The 18,954-nt window shown below is 67.4% G+C and carries 15 protein-coding genes; 5 read left to right on the forward strand and 10 right to left on the reverse strand.

Annotated elements, in window-relative coordinates; translation table 11 throughout:
* Window positions 1–243 precede the first annotated feature (243 nt).
* Window positions 244–2,088, forward strand: a complete 1,845-nt coding sequence (locus PLE19_15165) for an ABC transporter ATP-binding protein (GenBank protein HPD16291.1) — start codon at window positions 244–246, stop codon at window positions 2,086–2,088.
* 99 nt (window positions 2,089–2,187) lie between these two features.
* On the opposite strand, the gene PLE19_15170 is transcribed toward PLE19_15165, so the two are convergent.
* The 8 genes from PLE19_15170 to PLE19_15205 form a co-directional block, all read right to left on the reverse strand.
* Complete coding sequence (locus PLE19_15170) at window positions 2,188–4,257, reverse strand: protein kinase (GenBank protein HPD16292.1); 2,070 nt, start codon at window positions 4,255–4,257, stop codon at window positions 2,188–2,190.
* Window positions 4,254–5,216: an SDR family oxidoreductase gene (locus PLE19_15175; protein ID HPD16293.1), complete on the reverse strand. Its 963-nt coding sequence runs from the start codon at window positions 5,214–5,216 to the stop codon at window positions 4,254–4,256. The genes PLE19_15170 and PLE19_15175 overlap by 4 nt, the downstream gene beginning before the upstream one ends.
* Window positions 5,217–5,299: 83 nt before the next feature.
* Complete coding sequence (locus tag PLE19_15180) at window positions 5,300–6,844, reverse strand: glycosyltransferase family 39 protein (protein ID HPD16294.1); 1,545 nt, start codon at window positions 6,842–6,844, stop codon at window positions 5,300–5,302.
* 23 nt (window positions 6,845–6,867) lie between these two features.
* Window positions 6,868–10,728 carry a hypothetical protein gene (locus tag PLE19_15185; protein ID HPD16295.1) on the reverse strand — a complete coding sequence of 1,287 codons (3,861 nt, stop codon included), beginning with the start codon at window positions 10,726–10,728 and terminating at the stop codon, window positions 6,868–6,870.
* A gap of 10 nt (window positions 10,729–10,738) precedes the next feature.
* A complete protein-coding gene (locus PLE19_15190) occupies window positions 10,739–12,043 on the reverse strand; it encodes a glycosyltransferase family 39 protein (protein HPD16296.1) in 1,305 nt (434 codons plus the stop codon).
* A gap of 58 nt (window positions 12,044–12,101) precedes the next feature.
* On the reverse strand, window positions 12,102–12,785 hold the full coding sequence (gene tsaB, locus PLE19_15195; GenBank protein HPD16297.1) for a tRNA (adenosine(37)-N6)-threonylcarbamoyltransferase complex dimerization subunit type 1 TsaB: 684 nt from the start codon (window positions 12,783–12,785) through the stop codon (window positions 12,102–12,104).
* A gap of 15 nt (window positions 12,786–12,800) precedes the next feature.
* Window positions 12,801–13,223, reverse strand: a complete 423-nt coding sequence (locus PLE19_15200; protein HPD16298.1) for an Asp23/Gls24 family envelope stress response protein — start codon at window positions 13,221–13,223, stop codon at window positions 12,801–12,803.
* A 28-nt stretch (window positions 13,224–13,251) separates the two neighbouring features.
* Window positions 13,252–13,617: an Asp23/Gls24 family envelope stress response protein gene (locus PLE19_15205; GenBank protein HPD16299.1), complete on the reverse strand. Its 366-nt coding sequence runs from the start codon at window positions 13,615–13,617 to the stop codon at window positions 13,252–13,254.
* 279 nt (window positions 13,618–13,896) lie between these two features.
* On the opposite strand from PLE19_15205, the gene PLE19_15210 reads away from it, so the two are divergent.
* The 4 genes from PLE19_15210 to PLE19_15225 all read left to right on the forward strand — a co-directional run bounded on the left by PLE19_15210 (window position 13,897) and on the right by PLE19_15225 (window position 16,598).
* Window positions 13,897–14,409: a hypothetical protein gene (locus PLE19_15210; GenBank protein HPD16300.1), complete on the forward strand. Its 513-nt coding sequence runs from the start codon at window positions 13,897–13,899 to the stop codon at window positions 14,407–14,409.
* 18 nt (window positions 14,410–14,427) lie between these two features.
* Window positions 14,428–14,976: a histidine phosphatase family protein gene (locus tag PLE19_15215; GenBank protein ID HPD16301.1), complete on the forward strand. Its 549-nt coding sequence runs from the start codon at window positions 14,428–14,430 to the stop codon at window positions 14,974–14,976.
* Between the two features lie 72 nt (window positions 14,977–15,048).
* A complete protein-coding gene (locus PLE19_15220) occupies window positions 15,049–15,963 on the forward strand; it encodes a DNA-processing protein DprA (protein HPD16302.1) in 915 nt (304 codons plus the stop codon).
* A gap of 113 nt (window positions 15,964–16,076) precedes the next feature.
* Window positions 16,077–16,598 (forward strand): TlpA disulfide reductase family protein, encoded by a 522-nt coding sequence (locus PLE19_15225; protein HPD16303.1) that lies wholly within the window; start codon window positions 16,077–16,079, stop codon window positions 16,596–16,598.
* Window positions 16,599–16,601: 3 nt separating this feature from the next.
* On the opposite strand, the gene trpD is transcribed toward PLE19_15225, so the two are convergent.
* Window positions 16,602–17,615, reverse strand: coding sequence for an anthranilate phosphoribosyltransferase (trpD, locus tag PLE19_15230; GenBank protein HPD16304.1), 1,014 nt, complete (start codon window positions 17,613–17,615; stop codon window positions 16,602–16,604).
* A gap of 27 nt (window positions 17,616–17,642) precedes the next feature.
* On the reverse strand, window positions 17,643–18,815 hold the full coding sequence (gene galK, locus PLE19_15235) for a galactokinase (GenBank protein HPD16305.1): 1,173 nt from the start codon (window positions 18,813–18,815) through the stop codon (window positions 17,643–17,645).
* Window positions 18,816–18,954: the final 139 nt, after the last annotated feature.

Here is an 18,954-nt window from a genome sequence, read left to right on the forward strand (position 1 = left end):
CGGCCTCGACACAGAATGATGTGGAAGGGACTGACCAGGACAACGCCAGAATCATACCAAAAACGCGGCCCAAAGAGAAATCTTTTTCCGCCCCGGCCTGCACGCGGGCGCTCACACCGGCATTTGACACGAGACGCTCAGGACCGTAAGATCACGGGCAACCGGGTCTCAGCAAAGCCGCGACAACAGACGAGCGCCGCATCCCGGCGCCTGTCGCCCCTCAATGCGCCAGAGGCCGTTCGGATGCGAAATTACCTGCGCTATCTCGCCTTCATCTGGCGCTACAAGCTCCGCGTCATCGGCGCCGTCCTCTCGGGGTTGACCGCCGAGGCACTCGACATCTTCTCCGTGGCTTTCTACCTCGCCTCAAACGAAATCCTGCTGAGCTTCTACTTCTTCCCGGGCACTCGCCCCTCGATGGCCGACAAGTTCTTCTTCAAGCACCGCTACGGCCAGCAACTCGTCGCCTTCCTCGAGGAGCAGGCGAAGAGCAAGACGGCGCTCATGTGGACCGTCGTGGGCTTGGGCTTCTCCCTTTTCTGCATGGCCATCGTCCACGCGGTCCTGATATTCCTCCGGCGCTATCTGCTCGAGTCGGCCGCTCAGCGGGGCTGGATGGACTTGCTCAACCGCCTCTTCGAGCGCGTCTCAGGGCTCTCGATGCGGTTCTTCTCCCAGCGAAGCCTGGGCCACACGATGTCCACCTTCGGCCCTGACCTCGGCGAACTGGCCATGGGCGGCCGCAGCATCTTCGCGCACGCCATCCGCGACACCTTCAGCCTGCTGGCAGGGCTGGGCGCGTGCTTCCTGATCAACGTGCGCCTTTCCCTCCTCGTCTTCGGTGCGCTGCCGCTGCTCCTCTACGTCTTCAAGCGGGTGGGCGACATGGTCCGCCGCTATACGACCAAGGGCCTTGAGAAGCGCGCGGACGCCATGAAGATCCTGGCCGAGACGGTTCAGGGCATGATGGTGATCAAAGCCTACGATGCCGAGGAGTACCAGCGCGAGCGGTTCCGTGGCACCAGCCGACGCATGCTCCATTACGACCTGCGCCGCACACTGGCCAAGGCCCTTTCCGATCCCGTTACGGAGCTCGTCTACCGCGCCTGCATCTTCGTGATCGGGGCCTACGGGGTCTACCTCGTCGTCAACGCCCACCTCGAGGTGTCCATGCTCTTCCTGTTCCTCATCGGCGTCAAGCGGGTCTACGACCCCCTGAACAAGCTGCGCGATGTGAACAACGAGATTCAGGCGTGTCGCGCCGCGGCCGACCGCGTGTTCGCCATCATGGACATCCAGCCCGAGGTCCTCGAGAAGCCGAACGCCGCCCCGCTGCCTCCGCACTCGGTGGACATCGCGTTTGACCACGTCTCGTTCGCCTATGAACCGCCCGACGACGTCGTGCACGATTTCCACCTGACGATCCGGGCAGGAGAGGTGATCGCCATCGTCGGGGAGAACGGCTCCGGCAAGTCCACGCTTGCCAGCCTCCTCCTCCGGTTCTACGATCCGACCGAGGGCGCGATACGGATAGACGGCACCGACATCCGCGACGTGACCCAGACCTCGCTCCGCCGCCAGATCGGCTATGTGTCGCAGAGCGTCGTGCTCTTCAACGACACGGTTCGCCACAACATCGCCTTCGGGGATACCCACTACACCGACGAACAGATCGAGCAGGCGGCGCGCGTCGCGCTCGCTCACGAGTTCATCGCGAACGACCTGCCGAATGGCTACGAGACGCTGGTTGGAGAGGGCGGGGCCAAACTCTCGGGCGGTCAGCGCCAGCGGATCGCCCTGGCGCGCGCCTTGCTTCGCGACCCGCGCATCCTCATCCTCGATGAGGCCACTTCAGCCATGGACGCAGAGGCCGAGCACCGGCTCGAGGCCCAGCTTGCCAACTTCGCCCGGGGGCGCACCGTCATCCTCATCGCCCACCGCTTCTCCGCGTTGCGTCTGGCCGACCGGATTGTCGTGCTCGACAGGGGCCGCACCGAGGCCGTGGGGAGCCACGACGAGTTGCTCTCAACCAGCCCGACGTATCGCAATCTCTACCAGAAGCAGGCCGCCAGCCCAGGCGCCCGGTGACCACCGCGCAGAGTGCTCACTGGGTCGCCTGCGTCGCGGCGCCACGCATCCGCCCTCCCGATGCAGGCAACGCCGCAGTCGCGGGTTTCCGCCCAGGCCCTAGTCTTCGTGAGGGAGGTCCGGATCGGTCTTGCACTTCGGGCATGCCGCCGCCCCCGGTGGCAGCGGGGCGCCGCAGTAGTGACAGCAGCCGAACAGGCGGCAGAGCTTGGGCGTCAGCCGCGCCTGACGCCAGACCCCCTTGGTTAGGGGCCCGCGCAGCACAGTCGTCGCCTCGACGCGCTTCTCGCGGATGAGCCGCAGCACGGCCCCGAAGCTCAACGGGTTGGAGGCGGCGCCGCTCTTCAGACGGATCTCCCAGTCGCCCTTTGCCGCGGGCGGCTTGGGAGAGAGCGGCTTGGGGCGGTCCGCTGCCGCGGGGCCCGTGCCACCCCCTGCCCGCGCCTCGCCGCCGCCGGCGGCGGCCTTCGCCTGCATTCCAAGCAGCGCCGCCCTGCGGCGGGCGGCCTCCAGGTCCTCACCGCAGGTCGGGCACGCCTCCGCGCCGACAGAGTGCCTCATGCCGCACAATGGGCAGATCTCCTCATCCTCCAGGCGTATCTCGCCACCCTTGGGGATGATTACCTCGGGCGGTGCGCTCCGGGACCGCTCGCGGTCCGCGAGGTACTCGAGGAGTTCACGGCGCATCTTCTTGCGCAGCATCTCCCGCAGACGGGCCGCGGGCACCACGCCCAGATCGAGCAGAATCTGGCGGAGAACGTGGAATCTCGCTTCGGCCTCGCGACGGGCTTGCTCGGCGATGCAGCGTTCGATCTCCGCCTCCGGCACCGTGGCATCCCGCCGCAGAATCTCCAGCAGCTCCGCGTCCTCCGTGCGCTGCGTGATCTTGACCTGACGCAGCATGACCTCGGCCACTTGCGGCGGCTTCATCACGCCCATCGCCGCCAGAATGCGTGAGAGCCGGCGCCGCCCCTCCTGTCCCGCGCTGTTCCGCTGCTCGCGCAGTGCCTCAGCGATCTGCTCCCGGGTCGCCAGGCCGCTCTCCACTGCGAGGCGGGCGAAATCCTCGTCGGTATGCGCTTCTTCCCGTGCATGGGTGCGCTCGCCGAGAATCTGCACCTGCTCTTCGGTGAGCAGCCCCGCCTCGACCAGGAGCGTGCCGAGATCGGGCGCAGCCGCTCCGCCCGCTTCCTGCCGGGCGATGGCCTCGCGCAGTTGCGGCGTGCTGACCATCCCTGCCTCGATCGCTTCACGCGCGATGGCGAACTCGCGTTGCGGGTAGAGCACTTCCTCCGAAGGGTCATGCGCCCCGGTGCCGCGCTCGAACGCCACGAGCGACCTGACCACGTCGCTTGCCCGTGCGTAGCGCTTCTCGCGGGCCTTCTCCATCATGTGCAGGATGGTGCGGGCGATGGTCTGCGGAATCCGGGGGTTGTAGCGGCGCGGGTCCACTGGGGGCTCGTTCTGGTGCTTGAGCATGATGGCGAAGGCGTCCTCGCCCTCGAAGGCGTCGCGGCCCGCCACCATGCGGTAGAAGGTGGCCCCGAGCGAGTAGATGTCGGTCCTCGGGTCCAGCTTCGAACCCGCGCACTGTTCGGGGCTCATGTAGGTGGGAGTGCCCAGCACCACGCCGTTGCGCGTGATGTGGCCACTCTCGCCGCGCACGCTCTTGGCCAGGCCGAAGTCCGCCAACTTGGCGAGGCCGGAGGCGGTCACCAGGATGTTCTCGGGCTTGAGGTCGCAATGGATGATGTTCCGCTCGTGGGCAAACGCCAGCCCCTCGGCCACCTGGCGCACGATGCCGACGGCGGTGAGCACGGGGATCACGTGGAGCCGGTCTACCATGTCGGCCACATTCTCCCCCTCCACGTACTCCATGACAATGGCGTGCAGGTCGCCTTCCTCGGTGAAGTCGTGGATGCCGACGATGTTCGAGTGATGCAGGTTGGCCAGGGCGCGCGCCTCGCGGCGGAAGCGGTCGAGGAACTCCTCGTTCGAGCCCAGGGCGGGCGACAGTATCTTGACGGCGACGATGCGGTCGAGGGAGAGCTGCCGCGCGCGGTAGAGTCTTCCCATTCCCCCCTGGCAGATGAGGTTCAGAATCTCACAGCCGCAGATCGTCTGGCCGAGGAGAGGATCGGGCTGCGTGCCGGAATCATCAGGGCTCATGGAATCCCCTGGCGGGCCGGCTCAAGCTTGGCTCGGAAGTAGTCGAGGGTCCGGCGGAGGCCCTCGCGACGGTCCACGCTCGGCTCCCAATTCAGGACGCGCCGAGCCTTCGAGATATCGGGGCGCCGCGTCTTCGGGTCGTCCCGGTAGTCATCCGGGAATGGCACCAGGCGGAGTCGGCTCCTGCTGCCGGTGAGCTCGATGATCTCTTTGGCAAGCTCCAGGACGGTGATCTCCACGGGGTTGCCCACGTTCACCGGAAAATGCTCCTCGGATTCGAGGAGACGGCAGATCCCCTCCACTGTGTCGGAGACGTAGCAGAAGCTGCGGGTCTGCTCGCCATTGCCGTAGACGGTGATGTCGTCGCCCAGGATCGCCTGCCGGAAGAAGTTGGGCAGGGCGCGCCCGTCATCCGTCCGCATCCGTGGCCCGTACGTGTTGAAAATCCGCACAATGCGCGTGTCCAGCCCGTGAAACCTGTGGTAGGCCATGGTCATGGCCTCGGCGAACCGCTTCGCCTCGTCGTAGACGCCCCGGAATCCCACCGGGTTGACGTTGCCCCAGTAGTCTTCCGGCTGCGGGTGCACGAGCGGGTCGCCGTAGACCTCCGACGTCGAAGCGAGGAGGAACTTCGCCTTCTTGGCCTTCGCCAGCCCCAGGGCCTTGTGGGTGCCGAGGGACCCCACCTTGAGCGTCTGGATCGGGTACTTCAGGTAATCGGCAGGGCTGGCTGGCGAGGCGAAGTGCAGCACACTGTCAACCTCGCCGTCAATGTATATGTAGTTCGTGACGTCGTGCTTCACGAAGCAGAACTGCGGGTGGCCGAACAAGTGGGCGATGTTGTCCGTGCAGCCGGTGAGGACGCTGTCAATGCCGATCACCTGGTGGCCTCGAGCGAGCAAGGCATCACACAGGTGCGAGCCGAGGAAGCCCGCGGCTCCTGTCACCACGCTCCGCATTGGATGGCCTCCAGGAACCGTCCCCCCTCCCTTCCCCCGCACTCCCCAACCGGGCTAGAGTATAGCACACCTGCTCCTCGGCTTCAATGCGCGCCGCCCTTTGGCCCTGCCGGCGCCTCTCCCTTGGGAGGCGGCTTGAAGGTGTCGTACAAGGACACCGTGATGCTGCCCACCAACCCCTCGAAGCGCTCGGGGCCGAAGAGCAGCCGGTGCGGGCTCAACTCTTTGACCACCGCAGGATTCGGCACCGCCACACGGCTGCTGCCCTCGATCAGCCAGATGCGACGGCCCAACTTGAGCTCTCCGGATCGGAAGGCCTCTCCCGATGCGGGAGCCTCAACCCCCATGATCGGATACTCGCGATAGTGGCCCTGATAGTAGTAGTGAAAGGGATGCCGAACGTAGAACGGGTTGAACACTACGATATCCCCCGGCTCCACGCGCTTGATCACCTCGGCCACGGCGCCACGCCAGTTCTCCTTCTCAACTCGCCCATCATAGTACCGCCAGAGCGACACGCCATTCGTTGCGATCAGGACGGCCACGAGGGCCGCCGCCAGGCCACGCACCAGACCGCGCGAAGACACGAGGGCGATCGCGGGCAACAGCGCAAAGGCAGGCGCGGCCGCGATGAGATGCTTGGGCTCATAAGCGTGGCCACGGATCGGCAACAGGGCAAGGCACGCGATCGGCCCCAGCAGCCAGGTCACGGTCACGGCTGTGGCGCACCGGCAGCCGCGAAGCCCCACGAAACCTGCCGCAAGGGTCAGGATGCCCAACGCCGCGGTCGCCGCGCGGAGCAGGACTTCGCCGCTCCCCCATGTCTCGGGAAGGAAGCCGCACGCGAACTGGGATGCCGTAAGCATCAGCCCGTGCCCGCTCAGCATCGTGAGCCCCTTCGGCGGAGCCAGCCCCTGGAGGCTGGCAATGTGCTCGAGGATTACCGGCACGTACAGCGCGAAGAGGACTGCGGGCAGCAACTGCCACGAGAGCCAACCCACCACGAGCCTCTTGCCGATCCCTCGCCACAGGAGCACCAGCACGATGAGCTGAGCCACGACCGCGAACAGCGTGAAGTAGAACGTGTAGAGCGCCGCGGCGTTCGCCAGCGACAGCCCGAGCCACCACCGCCAGTTCTCAAGCTTCCTGCCGGCAACGAGCTGGACGAAGAAGTACCAGGACAACGTGACGAAGAACGCCGCCAGGGCGTAGTGGCGCGCCTCCTGGGCGAAATACACCTGGAAGGCGGACACGGCCAGCAGCAGGGTCGCCACCAAGGCGCCTTCCCGCGGCAAGAGCACGCGGGCGAGCAGGTAGAAGACCGCCACGGTGGCCACGCCGAAGACGGCTGAGAACGCTCTCGCCCGCAGCGCGCTGGCCGAGCGCTGAGTCCACAGATGCGCCAGCGCGTAATAGAGGGGCGGGTGGGCGTCGTGCCCGATGACACCCGCCAGCATGTCCGTATAGCGACTCCCCATCAGATTCACCGTCACCGCCTCATCGAGCCAGAGCGACTTGCGGCCGATCGCGTAGAAACGGAGGCCAGCCCCCAGAAGCACAATCGCCAGCGCGAGGCCAAGGGACTTGATGATGATCCGAGGGGTCCGTTCCGTACTGGCAGCATTCACTCGACTGTTCCCGAAAGTGCGACTCAGGGTCCTGTAGGAGGGAGGGGCGGCGGCGCGGGCGCCGGCGGCGCGGGCGGCGTGGGCTTCTCCGGATGGCGCTTGCGCCAGATCCCCAGCGCGTCGGTGAAGGTCTCCACAAGCTGCGGGATCACGGGCACAGGCAGCACCCGCACCTCGGGCTGCGACAGCGTGCCCCGCACCTCCACTTGCACCAATTGCTCGCGGATGAGGTTCGGGACGATCATGACCACATCCCACAGAGTTCGCTCGGCCCGAGGGCTTACCAGCCTGATGTTGAGGCTCCCGTCGAATCCCGCGGTGCCCTGCCCCGCCAGCACCCGGGCCTCTCCCAGCAGGTACATCTCCTTGAGCACCAGAGCGTCCTTTGCGATGCCGAACTTGGCTCTTGCCTCCGTGATCGATCTGTCCAGCGGCGACCGGAGGCTGAGCGCGTTGAACAGCGAGGCGGCGAGCGGCAGTTGCCCAAGCTCACCCTCGGTGATGGACACCTCGCCATCGCCGACCAGGTTCTCCTCCTTGTACCGCCCGGGCGGGAACTCCAACTGCCAGCTCATGCGGCCCGTAGCAGGGGTGTCAACCTTCAGCGCTTCCTTGGCGAAGACCCTGAAGTCCGCCCTGTCAACCGCGAGCCGGCTGGCGAACGCCCCCTCGCCATCCACGTCCATCGTAACCCTGGCGGTCACGCTCCCGCCGTAGAAGCTGCCTACCAGATCGCTCAACACCAGGCGGGTCGTCATCGGCTTCCCATCGCCGGCAGGCGCCCGCTGGTACGCAAACCCGCCTTTCAGTTCAGTGACCACATACTTGTGGGCGACCACCTTCCGCAGGTCGAGCCCGCCTGCAAGGACCTGCTTCCCATCCTCGTGGATCAGGCCGCTATCAATCCGCAGGTTGCCGCTGACCTGCTCGAAGTCGTGAGTCCTGCGGAACGAGCAATCGCGCAACCGCAGGGTGCCGAAGCACTGAATCGCTGGGATGCCTTTCTCGGCGGGAGCCACGGTGAGTTCGGCGTCTGCGGAGCCCTTGAAGGCCAGCGCTTCCAGCATCTTGCGCAGCCCCTCGGGAAGCGCCGCCAGAAGCTCCGGCACCACTCTCGCGTTCTGCACCACCACTTGCAGGCGGCCGCCCTCCACGCCTTTCTTGGGGATGCGCCCGCTGAGTTTCACCTGATCGGCGACCGCACACTCCCCGAGGACATCGGTCAGGGTCACCAACCCGTCGGCGTACTCCAGGCGACCGCGCAGCCCTGTCAGGCGCACAGGCAGGCCGCTCCATGTGGCCTCGCAGCCCTTGAGCGTCGCGTCGAGTCGGAAGCTCAGCCATTCGCCCTTGGCCATCCTGATGTCGGCCAACGCCTTTGCAGCCATGCTGCCTCCCACCCGCAGATTCCTCAGCACTTCCTGCCATTCGGGGGGCAGGGTGCGTTGCAGTTCGTCATCGAGCGCCACTTCGTCGGCCACGACCTCCAGGTGCATCACCCCGCCGTCCGGCCCCATCGTCACCTTCCCGGCAAGTTGAACGGCCTTATCCCGGACCTTGCCTTGCAGGCCGCTGATCGTCGTGTTGCCATCCTGGTCGAAAACCACCTTCCCCCGGGTAACCTCGCGCACGGGCAGGGGAAAGCGGGTGTAGGTGAACGCGCCGTCCGTCGGCTCCACAGCCACCCGCTGTTGCGGTCGGTCCGGCGCCTGTGGGTTGCCGATGAACTGGTACTCCACTGCCGCCTCCCCCGACGGTCGCACCTCGTCCCACACCTTCTGCCACGACAGCGGCAGAGCCTTGCGAATCTCGTCGGTCAGAGCAAGTCCGGTGATGCGCAGGGTGAAACTCAGGCCGCCGACGCCGCCGGGGGCGCACCGCCCTGCCACAGCCTCCACCGTCGCATTGCCAATCCGCCCCTTCATCCCCGTGAAGGTTGTCTGGCCCGCCTCGTCCACCAACACGCGCCCCATCAACCCGGTGACACGGATCGGGAAGAGGCGGTGCTCGACGGAGCAGTCCTGAAGGCAGGTGATCTCTGTGGACTGACGGAGCGCCCCCGTGGCAGGATCGGTGCTCAGATGCCAGGCGAACCGGACCTTCCCGCTCGGGCTCAAGTCGTCGTAGATCACTCCCCACTGCTTGCTCACAAAACTCCGGGCGGCGGGGCCCAGCTCGACCTCCGGTGCCACCACCGTGAGGTCCAGTACGGGCTCCTTTTCTCCGGGCCGCACCGTGCCCAGGAACTGGAGTGGGATGTTGCCCAGCCTCCCACGCAAGTCGCGGAAGGAGACGGTCCCAGCCTCGTCCACCAGAATCTCTCCCCGCACATCGGTGATCCTGTGCGGGAAGCTCTTGTGCTGAAACGATGCGCCTTCGGGCCGGATTGTGAAGCGATACTGAAGCTTCTTCGGGTCGCCATCCGGGCCTGTCACGGTGCAGTACACACCGGCCGTGCCCTCCGGCCGCAACTCCTCGAAGATCTTCTTCCATCCCGGGGTCAGGGCGCCACGCAGCGTCTCGTCGAAGGGGACGTCGGACGCCTCGATCACCAGGTCGGGCGCTCCGGCATCGGTCACCTGCCCGCGCACCTGGACGCGCGCGTGCCCGCGCCGGCCGCGCAGAGAGTCGATGTACGAGACGCCGTTCTCCCATCGGACAGTGCCGGAGATCTCCCCGAGGGGGTAAGGAAAGAGCGAGTAGGTGGCGCGAACGTCGCGCACCTCGCTCCGAATGCTCGCCTCATAGCGTTGGTCGGCCCGCCACCAGGTGGACTGGTAGTCCACGTTGATGATCCCGCTCTCGACGCCGCACCTGTCCCACACGCGCTTCAGGGTTTCGGGCGCGGCATCGTGCAGTTCCTTGTCTAACGGCCGGCCGCGCCCAACCAGGTGCACCTCGACCTTCTCGCGGGTGGTCTGCCCGGTCAGCGTGACGGTGGCAGGGCCGGCACGCCCGGTCAGGTCCTGGTAGTACAGGTTCGCGCCATCGAAGACGACCTTGCCACGGATGTCGGTGCACTGAACAGGAAAGCGTTCCCATGCGGCACTACAGTCCCGCAGGTCCGCCACGGCCCGAAGAGCGATAGACTTGTTGTCGCCCCAGGACATCATGCTCTCGAGCGAGAGGTCCACAACACCGCGGAGATTGTAGCGGTCAAGCGCGTCCGCATACTTCTGGTGTTCCTTCGGAAGGAGTTCGCGCAGACGCGAGTCGATACGGATGCCACGCGCGACTGCTCTGGCATCGAGACGCCGGCCGCCGAGGTCCAGCGTGCCCTCGAGGTCGCAACGTCCCCAGAGGGCCGACTTGGCCTCGCCCTCGAAGGTATAGCCGCAGTTCAGGCGGCGCTCCTGGCTGAGTTCGATCCGCACGTCGCGCAGTTCGCGTTCGGGGCTGCCCTCGAAAAGCACGTCCTTGCCGGCGGCCAGGCGTCCGCCGCGGATCACGATCCGCCCCAGAGGCTCTCCAGGTTCAGCCGCCGGCGTCTGGCCGAGCTCGGCAAGATCCTCCTTCGTCACCCTCACCTCGGGCTCCACGAGCAGCACCTCGTCCACGGCCACCTTGCCGCGCAGGAGAGCCAGCAGGCTGATGTCCACCGATAGCGCTTTGACCTGGAACAGCGGCCCTCCCCCACGCGCCGCAGGGCGCGACACGCACAGGTCGGCTAGCCGGAACCCCGACGGGAAGGCATATCCCGCCTCGCCGACCGTGACCTCACCCTGAAAGCGTTCCTGGAGGAGCAGTCGCGTTCGAGCGCGAAACTGTGCGGGCGAGAGGAGGAAGCGCGCGATCACGGTCACGTGGAACGCGACGCAACCGAACAAGCTCAGGGCCACCAGCCAGCGTTGCCCGGTGCGGTATCGCTGATACTTCGGAATCATCCACGTCTCTTCAACCCGCGCTCCGGGCAGACGCGGGGTCGGTTGTCGCACTGTTGCCCCGGGACTTCAGACGGGCCCATGCCGCAACAATGCCGCGGGCGGCCATCACGATCAGCAGCGGCATGAGCGCCTCGCGATATCGTATCGAGCCCACGAACACCGTGTGCACAAGGCAATAATACACCACCGGGAGCAGAAGGATCAAGGCCACGTCGCCTCGCCGCGAGACCAGCAGGCCGGCCACAGCGAGCGCCATCACAAGAACATAGGGCGCTCCGAAGACCACGCAGGGCGCCGCGCCGCGCAACTGGCCCAGGTTCGGCACCACGTTCCAGAATCGGCCGAGCTTCACGACGGCCAACCCGAGCACCCGATCAGGGTGTTCCCTGGCGTAGCGGAGGGCCAGGTCGCGCCAATGCCGTGAGCGCTCGTACTCGCTCATGCCCGCCGTCCCTTCGTCCCAGTTGATGCGGTCCATCATCGGGCCGCCATCGGCATCCTCGTTCAGACCCTCGTACAGAGAGGGTCCGACCCGCAGCGTCGTGACGACCAGGTGCCCGTCACTCGCGGACCAGTTTCGCGCCACCCACGGCGTCAGCGTGAGCGCGAAGACGCTCAGCATGCGGGCAGCCCAGCCGCACGCGCGGCGCTCGGCCCGTCGCCCAACCACAAAGCCAAAGGCCGTGAGCGGGGCCACCGCCAGATACGAGCCCCGCGTCAGAGTGGCCAGCCCGAACATCAGGCCAGCCAACGCTCCCCAGGCCGCTCGCGGGTGCTTCCACGCCTTCCCCACGAAGAGGGCACCCGCGACCATGAAGGCCATGAACAGAGTCTCCGAGAGCACGAGCACCGCCTGCACCACGAGGAACGGGTAGGCCGCGGTGATTCCGGCAGCAATGACGGCCTCTCTGCGGCCATAGAGTTCCATGCCCAGCAGGTAGACGAGGGCAATCAGCGCCGTCCCCAGCACAGCATCACCCACGCGCACCGGCAACAGTCCATCGCCAAAGATCGCCTGGAGCCCCGCGATCAGCAACGGATAGGCCGGCATGCGACCGATGCGGCTGGCGCGGTCCACGGCGAAACCTTCACCGTGCCGCAGGCTATGCGCGACGCTCAGGTACTCCAGGGAATCCGGGAAGAATGGCTGCTCGGCCCAGCACGTGAGCGAGCGGCCCATGAGCTGCGCCGAGCTCATCGTATAGGGCACAGCCACGACCGCCAGCCGCGCGCCCAGGCCCACAACCAGGCACGCAACGAGCCAGGGCCAGGCTCGCCCTGGGCCCCTCGCGACGCCTCCGGCTTCATCGTTCACGAGCGCCCCTCCGGAAGCTCTGTCCCCGCCGGACCCTCGTCCCGGCCTGGGCCGCTGCTCACAGCTTGCGGTGCCGCCGCTCCCAGACCTCTTCGGCCTCGGGCCGCCTGAGGTAGATGATCTCGACCGCGTGCAGTTCCTGCCGCTCCCCTGCGGCGAATTGCTGCGCAGCCATCTGGGCAAGAACCCCGGCCCGCGGCACCCACAGGTCAGGAGCCGCCAGGGCGACGCCTGGCCTCGTCAGCTCGCCGGGATACAAGAGGATCGCGTCACCGAGCACAAGGGTCCCCTCGCGAAACTCCAGCGCCTCAGGCCAGGCCACGTGGTACGGCGTCACGCGTTCCAGGCGGCCGCCGCGGCGCTCGTAGCCGCACGCGTACACCTGGCCCCGCTTGGCGTCGAGCAGCACCGCCACACGGGCGGCGTCGGCCGGCGCATTCTCCGCCAGAACATCGAGGCTCGGCACCCCGAGCAGCGGCCTCTGCAAGACGAAGGCAGCGGTCCTTGCCGCCGTCAGGCCGATCCGCAACCCTGTGTACGAGCCGGGCCCCAGGCTCACAGCCACAAGGTCCAGCGCCGAAGCCGGCACACCCGCCTCAGCGTGCAGTTGTTGCGCCTCGGTGAAGAGAAGTGCCCCATGGTTCATGCTCTGAGGCAGTGCCCGCTCCCCCACCAGGCCGCCGTCGCGCCAGAGCGCCACGCTTCCGAGCCGGCTCGATGTCTCTATGGCGAGAACAACCATTCCCGTGGGGTCATCCTATTCCTGGCCGGGAAGCGGAGGAGGCACGACCGTGCCATCGGGCGGCTTGCGTGGCCCCTCCTCGGGCGGCAGAATGTGCTCGACGGTGATGTGGATGGCTCGCACCCGGTAGCCGGTGATGTTCTCCACGGTGGCCTTCACCCGAGCCCGCAGTTCCTCGACGAGTTCGGGGATTCGGACGTCGTAGCAGACGGTGAGGGCGATAGAGAATGCCACCTCGCCCTCACCGCGCTCGACCTGCACAGCATCGGCCACTGAACTTCGGCGAAACAAGCCTGAGGGCCGTCCCAGACCGGCCACGCCGGGGACGTCTCTTGCCACCTTGCGAACCAGGTCGCGAAAGACGTCCTCAGTCACTTCCAGCGTCCCGAGATCCTGTCGAAGGACCCCGCTTGGCGCCACGCCTGCGTCCTCGGGCATCATCGTTCCCCCGAATCTCGGTTGCCGCTCAGGAATCGGAGTCGAGCCGAACGTGGTCCACCCTCACGTTCACCGCGCGCACACGGTAGCCGGTCTTCGCGGTCACCGCCGCGGCCACGCGCTCTCGGAGTGTCGTTGCCGTCTCAGGAATGGATACCCCCTCGCGCACCCCCACCGAGATGCGGAAGGCCACCTCGCCCTCAGACGCTTCGACAGCTATCCCCCTGGGCCTGCGGCGCCGAAGCACTCCCGAGAGGATTCCCTCTCTTCCCGTGACGACACCCGGCGTCCGCATGGCCTCAGCGAACGCGATCTCCGCCAGAACCACCTCACTGATTGTCAGCCGGCCACCCTCGGGCAGGTCTGTGGTCAGCGGGCTCGATGTTCCAGCCATTGTACACCTCGCATCTCGAGCGGCGGGCTGTCGCTACACGGACCGCCCCCTCCGGCCTGGCGCTTAGAAACCTATTATAAGCCCGCACAGTTCTGTATGCAAGCCTCGGAACGAGGCCCCCTTGCGGACGCGGAGGCGTCACCGGCGCCTGTCATCGCCCGTGCTTGCGCGTCCAGGGTGCCGTCGTCATCCTCGGAACGTTGACTCCCTCTGCGCGGCAGGGTATAATCCGCAAGGCGTTGCCCGCCATCCCCGCCTCGGCCGCAAAGGAGCAGCCCGATGAAGCCTGTCGCCCTCGCCGTTCTCGCTGTCGCCGTGCTGGCCTTCCTCCTCGCCCTCCCAGGCGGGGCCCCCCGTGCGCAGGAGGCCGTGCAGAATGCGCAATCCACCATCGTCGCCACGATTGACTTGAGCCCCATTCAGCGCGAACTGGCATCGCTGCGGGCCGAGATGGCGGCGTTGCGCCAGGCCGTAGCCGATCCCAAGGGCATCCGCGACGAGGTGGCTCAGGCCACCGCAGCCGCCAAGTCGCTTGATGCCCGCCTGGCCGAGTTGACAGCCCTGGCAAAGCAACAGGCCGAGCTGCTCAAGCCGCTCAACCTGACGTTCGATCCAGCGACGGTTTGGGAGTACCAGTGCCTGCGCGCTCGCAGCGAGACGGTGGCCAACCGCCTGGCCAGGGACGGCTGGCAGCTCGTGACGGCGTCCAACGACTGGCTGTTCTTCAGGCGTCCGCTGCCCGCATCCCGCCGCAATGAGCCGATCCGCGAGCCAGCAAGGGGCGAGGAGTAGGTACCCCGGGAGGCGCGCATGGCCCAGATCTTCGAAGTCCGCCGCCACAGCCTGCGCGGGGAGGGCGACTGCCTCTCGCCCCAGGGGGTGGAGGCTGCCCGGAAGGCGACGGCCACCCTCGTGGGGAACTACGCGGCCATCTACTCCAGCCCCAAGCGCCGTGCCGTCGAGACTCTGGAAGCCTTCGGCTTCCGGGAATACCAGATCGTGCCTGAGTTCAGTACATTGCCGGCGGCGCTGGGCGCGCATGACCGCCACGCGGCCATGCTCCGCGAGCGCAGCAGTTGCACCTTGCTGGAGGCCTACTTCGCTATCCCCGCCACGCACCTGATGCTCGAGGCGTTCGGCGCCGCGTTCTTCGCAAAGCTATGCTCGCTTATCGAGCAACTGCCGCCGAACCGGAACGCCCTCGCGGTCTCGCACGGGGGCAGCATCGAGGCCGCCGTGCTGGCGGCGGTGCCCGAGTGGACACTCGGCGACCTGGGCGGGGAACTGGCCGAATGCGAAGGAGCGCTCTTTCACTTCGACGACAGGATCTTCCGGCGAGTCACATTCATCAGGCGTTAGCTCGCCGCTTCCCCGCAGCCTCCACGGGACCTTCGGGCAATGCCCCCGTATCCCCCCGCCCAGGCACATGGCATGACCGCCCAGGAGCTTGCCTCCTGGATCGCCCTTCACGCGGTGCCTGGCATGGGCGCGGCCTCGCTGGCTCGCCTCCTCGCACGCTTCGGAACCCCTGGCGCAGTGCTCGACGCCCCTCCGAAGGAACTGCTCGCGGTGCCGAAGGTGCCTGCGCTCGTGCTTCGGGGCGTCCTCGAACAGGCAGGCCAGCGCACACACCACGAGGCGATCGCCCGCCGCCTCCTCGCTGAGGGGGTCAGTGCTGTGCGGCGCGACGAGCCCGAGTATCCCCTGCGACTCCACAACCTCTCCAGCCCGCCTCCCCTGCTCTACGTCCGGGGCCGGCTGCCGCGTGACAGCATGCGCACGTTCGGCATCGTGGGCACGACGGAACCCTCCCACCACGGGGCGGAGATCGCGCGTGCCATCGCCGCCCACCTTGCGGCCCGCGGCTGGGCCATCGTCTCGGGCGCCGCGCGCGGCATTGATGCCGCGGCGCATCGCGCCGCCTTTGCGGCGCGCAAGCCCACGATCCTCGTCCTGCCCACGGGAATCCTCCGGGTGCGCTCCCATGCGCGGCAGCCTGAGGGCGAGGCGGTCTGGGGCCGGGCGGCCGCCGTCTCGGAGTGTCATCCCGAAGCCCCCTGGTGCACCGCGGCCGCCCTGGCGCGCAACCGCCTGATCGCGGCGCTCAGTGACGCAGTTCTGGTGGTCGAGGCTCGCGAGCGCGGGGGCTCCATCGGCACGCTCCGCCATGCACTCGCCCTGGGGCGCAGGGGCTTCGTCGTGCGCTTCCGCGCCCCCGCGCTCAGCGCCGCCGCGAACGCCGTCGCGGAGGCCATGGGCGCCACGCCCGTCCGCTCCATCCGGGAACTCGATGAGGCGCTCGCGCAGCCGCCACGCCTCGGCGCGCAAAGCACGCTCGTCTGGTAACCGGCCGAGGCCTCCTTGCCGAACGGCACTGCCAATTGTTATAATCTAGCCTCCTTGCCGACGCCGGCAAAGCAGCCCGCGCGGATTCTGAGATGGATTCTGAGGAGACAGGCATGACGGCACTCGTTCGGCACCTCGCCACCGCGATTCTGGCCTTCGTCGCAGTGGGCTGCAGCATGCCTTCCGAGAGGCCCGGCAGGGGGGACAAGCTGCTGGACGTCGCTCTCTACACGCTCGATGGGCGCAAGACGAGCCTTCTGGAGATGGCACGGGGGAGAGTCGCCGTCTTCGAGTTCGGGGCCACCTGGTGCGTGCCGTGCACCAAGCAGATCGCGCACCTCAATGAGATTGCCGCGCGGTACCCCAAGGGCTCGGTCTCGGTCTTCGGCATTGACCTGCGCGAGGATCCCCGAACGGTCCAGGCGCACCTCCAGCGCCACGGAGCCACGTACCCCGTTCTGCTGGACCCGCGCGGAGCCGCCGCGGCCCTCTACAGCGTCAGCGCCATCCCCGTCACCATCATTGCGGGGCCCGACCACACGATCGTCTATCGGAGCAGTGCCGCCACGGTGAGCCAGATGGAACGGGCCATTGACGCACTGCTCGCCGCCAGGACATCCGCGCCTGGGAACTGAATCTCATTGGGCGTTGGTGATCGCGATGAGCCGGTCGAGCGCGCGGGCGGCCGCCCCGGCATCAATGGCCGCCGCGGCCCGCAGGCAGCCCTGGCGCAGATCGTCGGCTCTCTCTGCCGCCAGGAGAGCGGCGGCCGCGTTCAGCACCACGATGTCCCGCGCCGGGCCGCGGCGCCCGCCGAGGACGCCGCGGATGACCGAGGCACTCTCCGCCGCACTGGACACCCTCAGGTCGTCCAACTGCGCCCGCGGGAGCCCTGCGTCTTCGGGCCGGATTGTGAACGGCAGTAACCGCCCATTCCTCACCTCGCATGCCTGGGTCGTCGTGGTGGTGGTCAGTTCGTCCAAGCCATCGTCGCCGTGGACAACGAGGCAATGTACGCAACCCAGGCTGGCCAGTACGGCCGCCATGACCTTGACCAGCCGCGCTTCGTAGACGCCGAGGAGCTGGTGGCGGGCTCCTGCCGGGTTCGTGAGCGGCCCGAGGATGTTGAACACGGTGCGGATGCCAATCTCGCGGCGCGGGCCGATGGCGTGTTTCATCGCGCCATGCAGCGCGGGGGCGAAGAGGAAACCGATGCCCGCATCCCGCAGCGACCGTTCGACGGCCGCCACGGGGGCGTCAATCTTCACGCCGAGTTCGCGAAGCACATCGGCGCTGCCGCAGGAACTCGAGACTCCGCGATTGCCGTGCTTGGCGACGCAGCATCCTGCCCCGGCCGCCACCAGGGCGGCCGCAGTGGAGATGTTGAACGTGCCGATCGCATCGCCGCCGGTGCCGCAGGTGTCGAGCAGGTCGGCTCGGGGCGCCTGGATGCGGGTGGCCTTGGCGCGCATCGCGCGGGCGCAGCCCGCGATCTCGTCCACCGTTTCGCCCTTCATGCGCAACGCCACGGCGAAGGCGGCGATCTGCGCCTCCGTCGCCCCGCCGGACATGATCTCGTCCATCGCCGCCTCGGCCTGCGCCGCCGAGAGCGCTTCGCGCGAGACCAGCTTCGAGATCAGTTCCTTGAGCATCCGCGTCTCTCTTGCCATGTGAGGCGGTCACGGCGCGAGGATCTCAGCCCCTTGCTCGGGCTGAACCACGTAGACGTGCGGCTCGATGCCCGTGCGCTCGCGGTAGCCCCGGCTGACCCGCTCGCAGAACTCCTCGACACGCCCGGCGGCTACCAGCGTGACCGTGCAGCCGCCGAAGCCGCCGCCTGTCATGCGCGAGCCAAACACCCCCTTGCAGTCGCGTGCCAGGCTCACCAGCAGGTTCAGTTCGTCCGAGGTCACCTGGTAGTCTGCGTCGAGGCTGTCATGCGACGCATCCATCAGGATGCCGAGCCGCAGGGCGTCGCCCTCGAGCATCGCCTGGCGCGCGGCCAGCACGCGGTGGTTCTCGGTGATCACGTGGCGCGCGCGCTCGCGCATGGGCGACGGGACCCTGTGCTGATAGGCCTTGAACTGCTGGATGTTCACGTCGCGCAGGCTCTTCACGCCCGGCAGGAACTCGGCGAGCACGGCGGCCGCCTCCTCGCACTGCTCGCGGCGGATGTTGTACTCGGTGGAGGCCAGTTCGTGTTTCACCCGCGTGTCGCAGATGATGAACCGCGCATCGGGGAACTCGCACGGCACCAGCTCGTGGCGCAGGTCGCGGCAGTCGAGGAACACGGCCTTGCCGCGCTGCGCGTGCAGCGATACGAACTGGTCCATGATGCCGCAGCGCACGCCGCAGAAGCGGTGCTCCGTCTGCTGGCACATCAGGGCCAGCTCGCGGCGGTCCACCGGCGCGCCCGCGGCGTGGCTGTAGGCCAGGCCGAAGGCCACCGTGAGCGCCGCCGACGACGAAAGGCCGCCCCCCGTCGGCACCGTGCCGTGGAACACCACGTTCAGCCCCGGCACCGCCACGCCCTTCTCGCCCAGGATGCGTGCGATGCCCATCGGGTACACCATCCACGGGTGGGCGGGGTCGGCCTTCGGATCCACCAGCGCGAAGCTCGCATCGTCGTGCAGGTTCAGCGCGTGGAGGTTCACCATCCCCGTGCCGTTCGGGCGGAAGGCCACCACGATGTCCCGGTCTATGGCGATCGGGAAGACGTAGCCTTGATTGTAGTCGGTGTGCTCCCCGATGAGGTTGACTCGCCCGGGGGCCCGCGACCACAGGATACCGCGGGCATCTCCGAAACGCCTCTTCCAGACATCGAGGATCTGCTTCTGCCGTTCCGTGTCCAAGCCTGTTCTCCGACATCCGAGGGAACCGAATGCCACAATTATAGCCCGGAGCGCTCCGATTGCCAAGCTCGATTGACAACGCTTGAGCGGACGGATAGTCTGTCGGCAGTGAGGATCTCTCGCCACTCTTCGATGAGGA

It is taken from the genome of Planctomycetota bacterium, assembly GCA_035384565.1.
Lineage (GTDB): Bacteria > Planctomycetota > PUPC01 > DSUN01 > DSUN01 > DAOOIT01.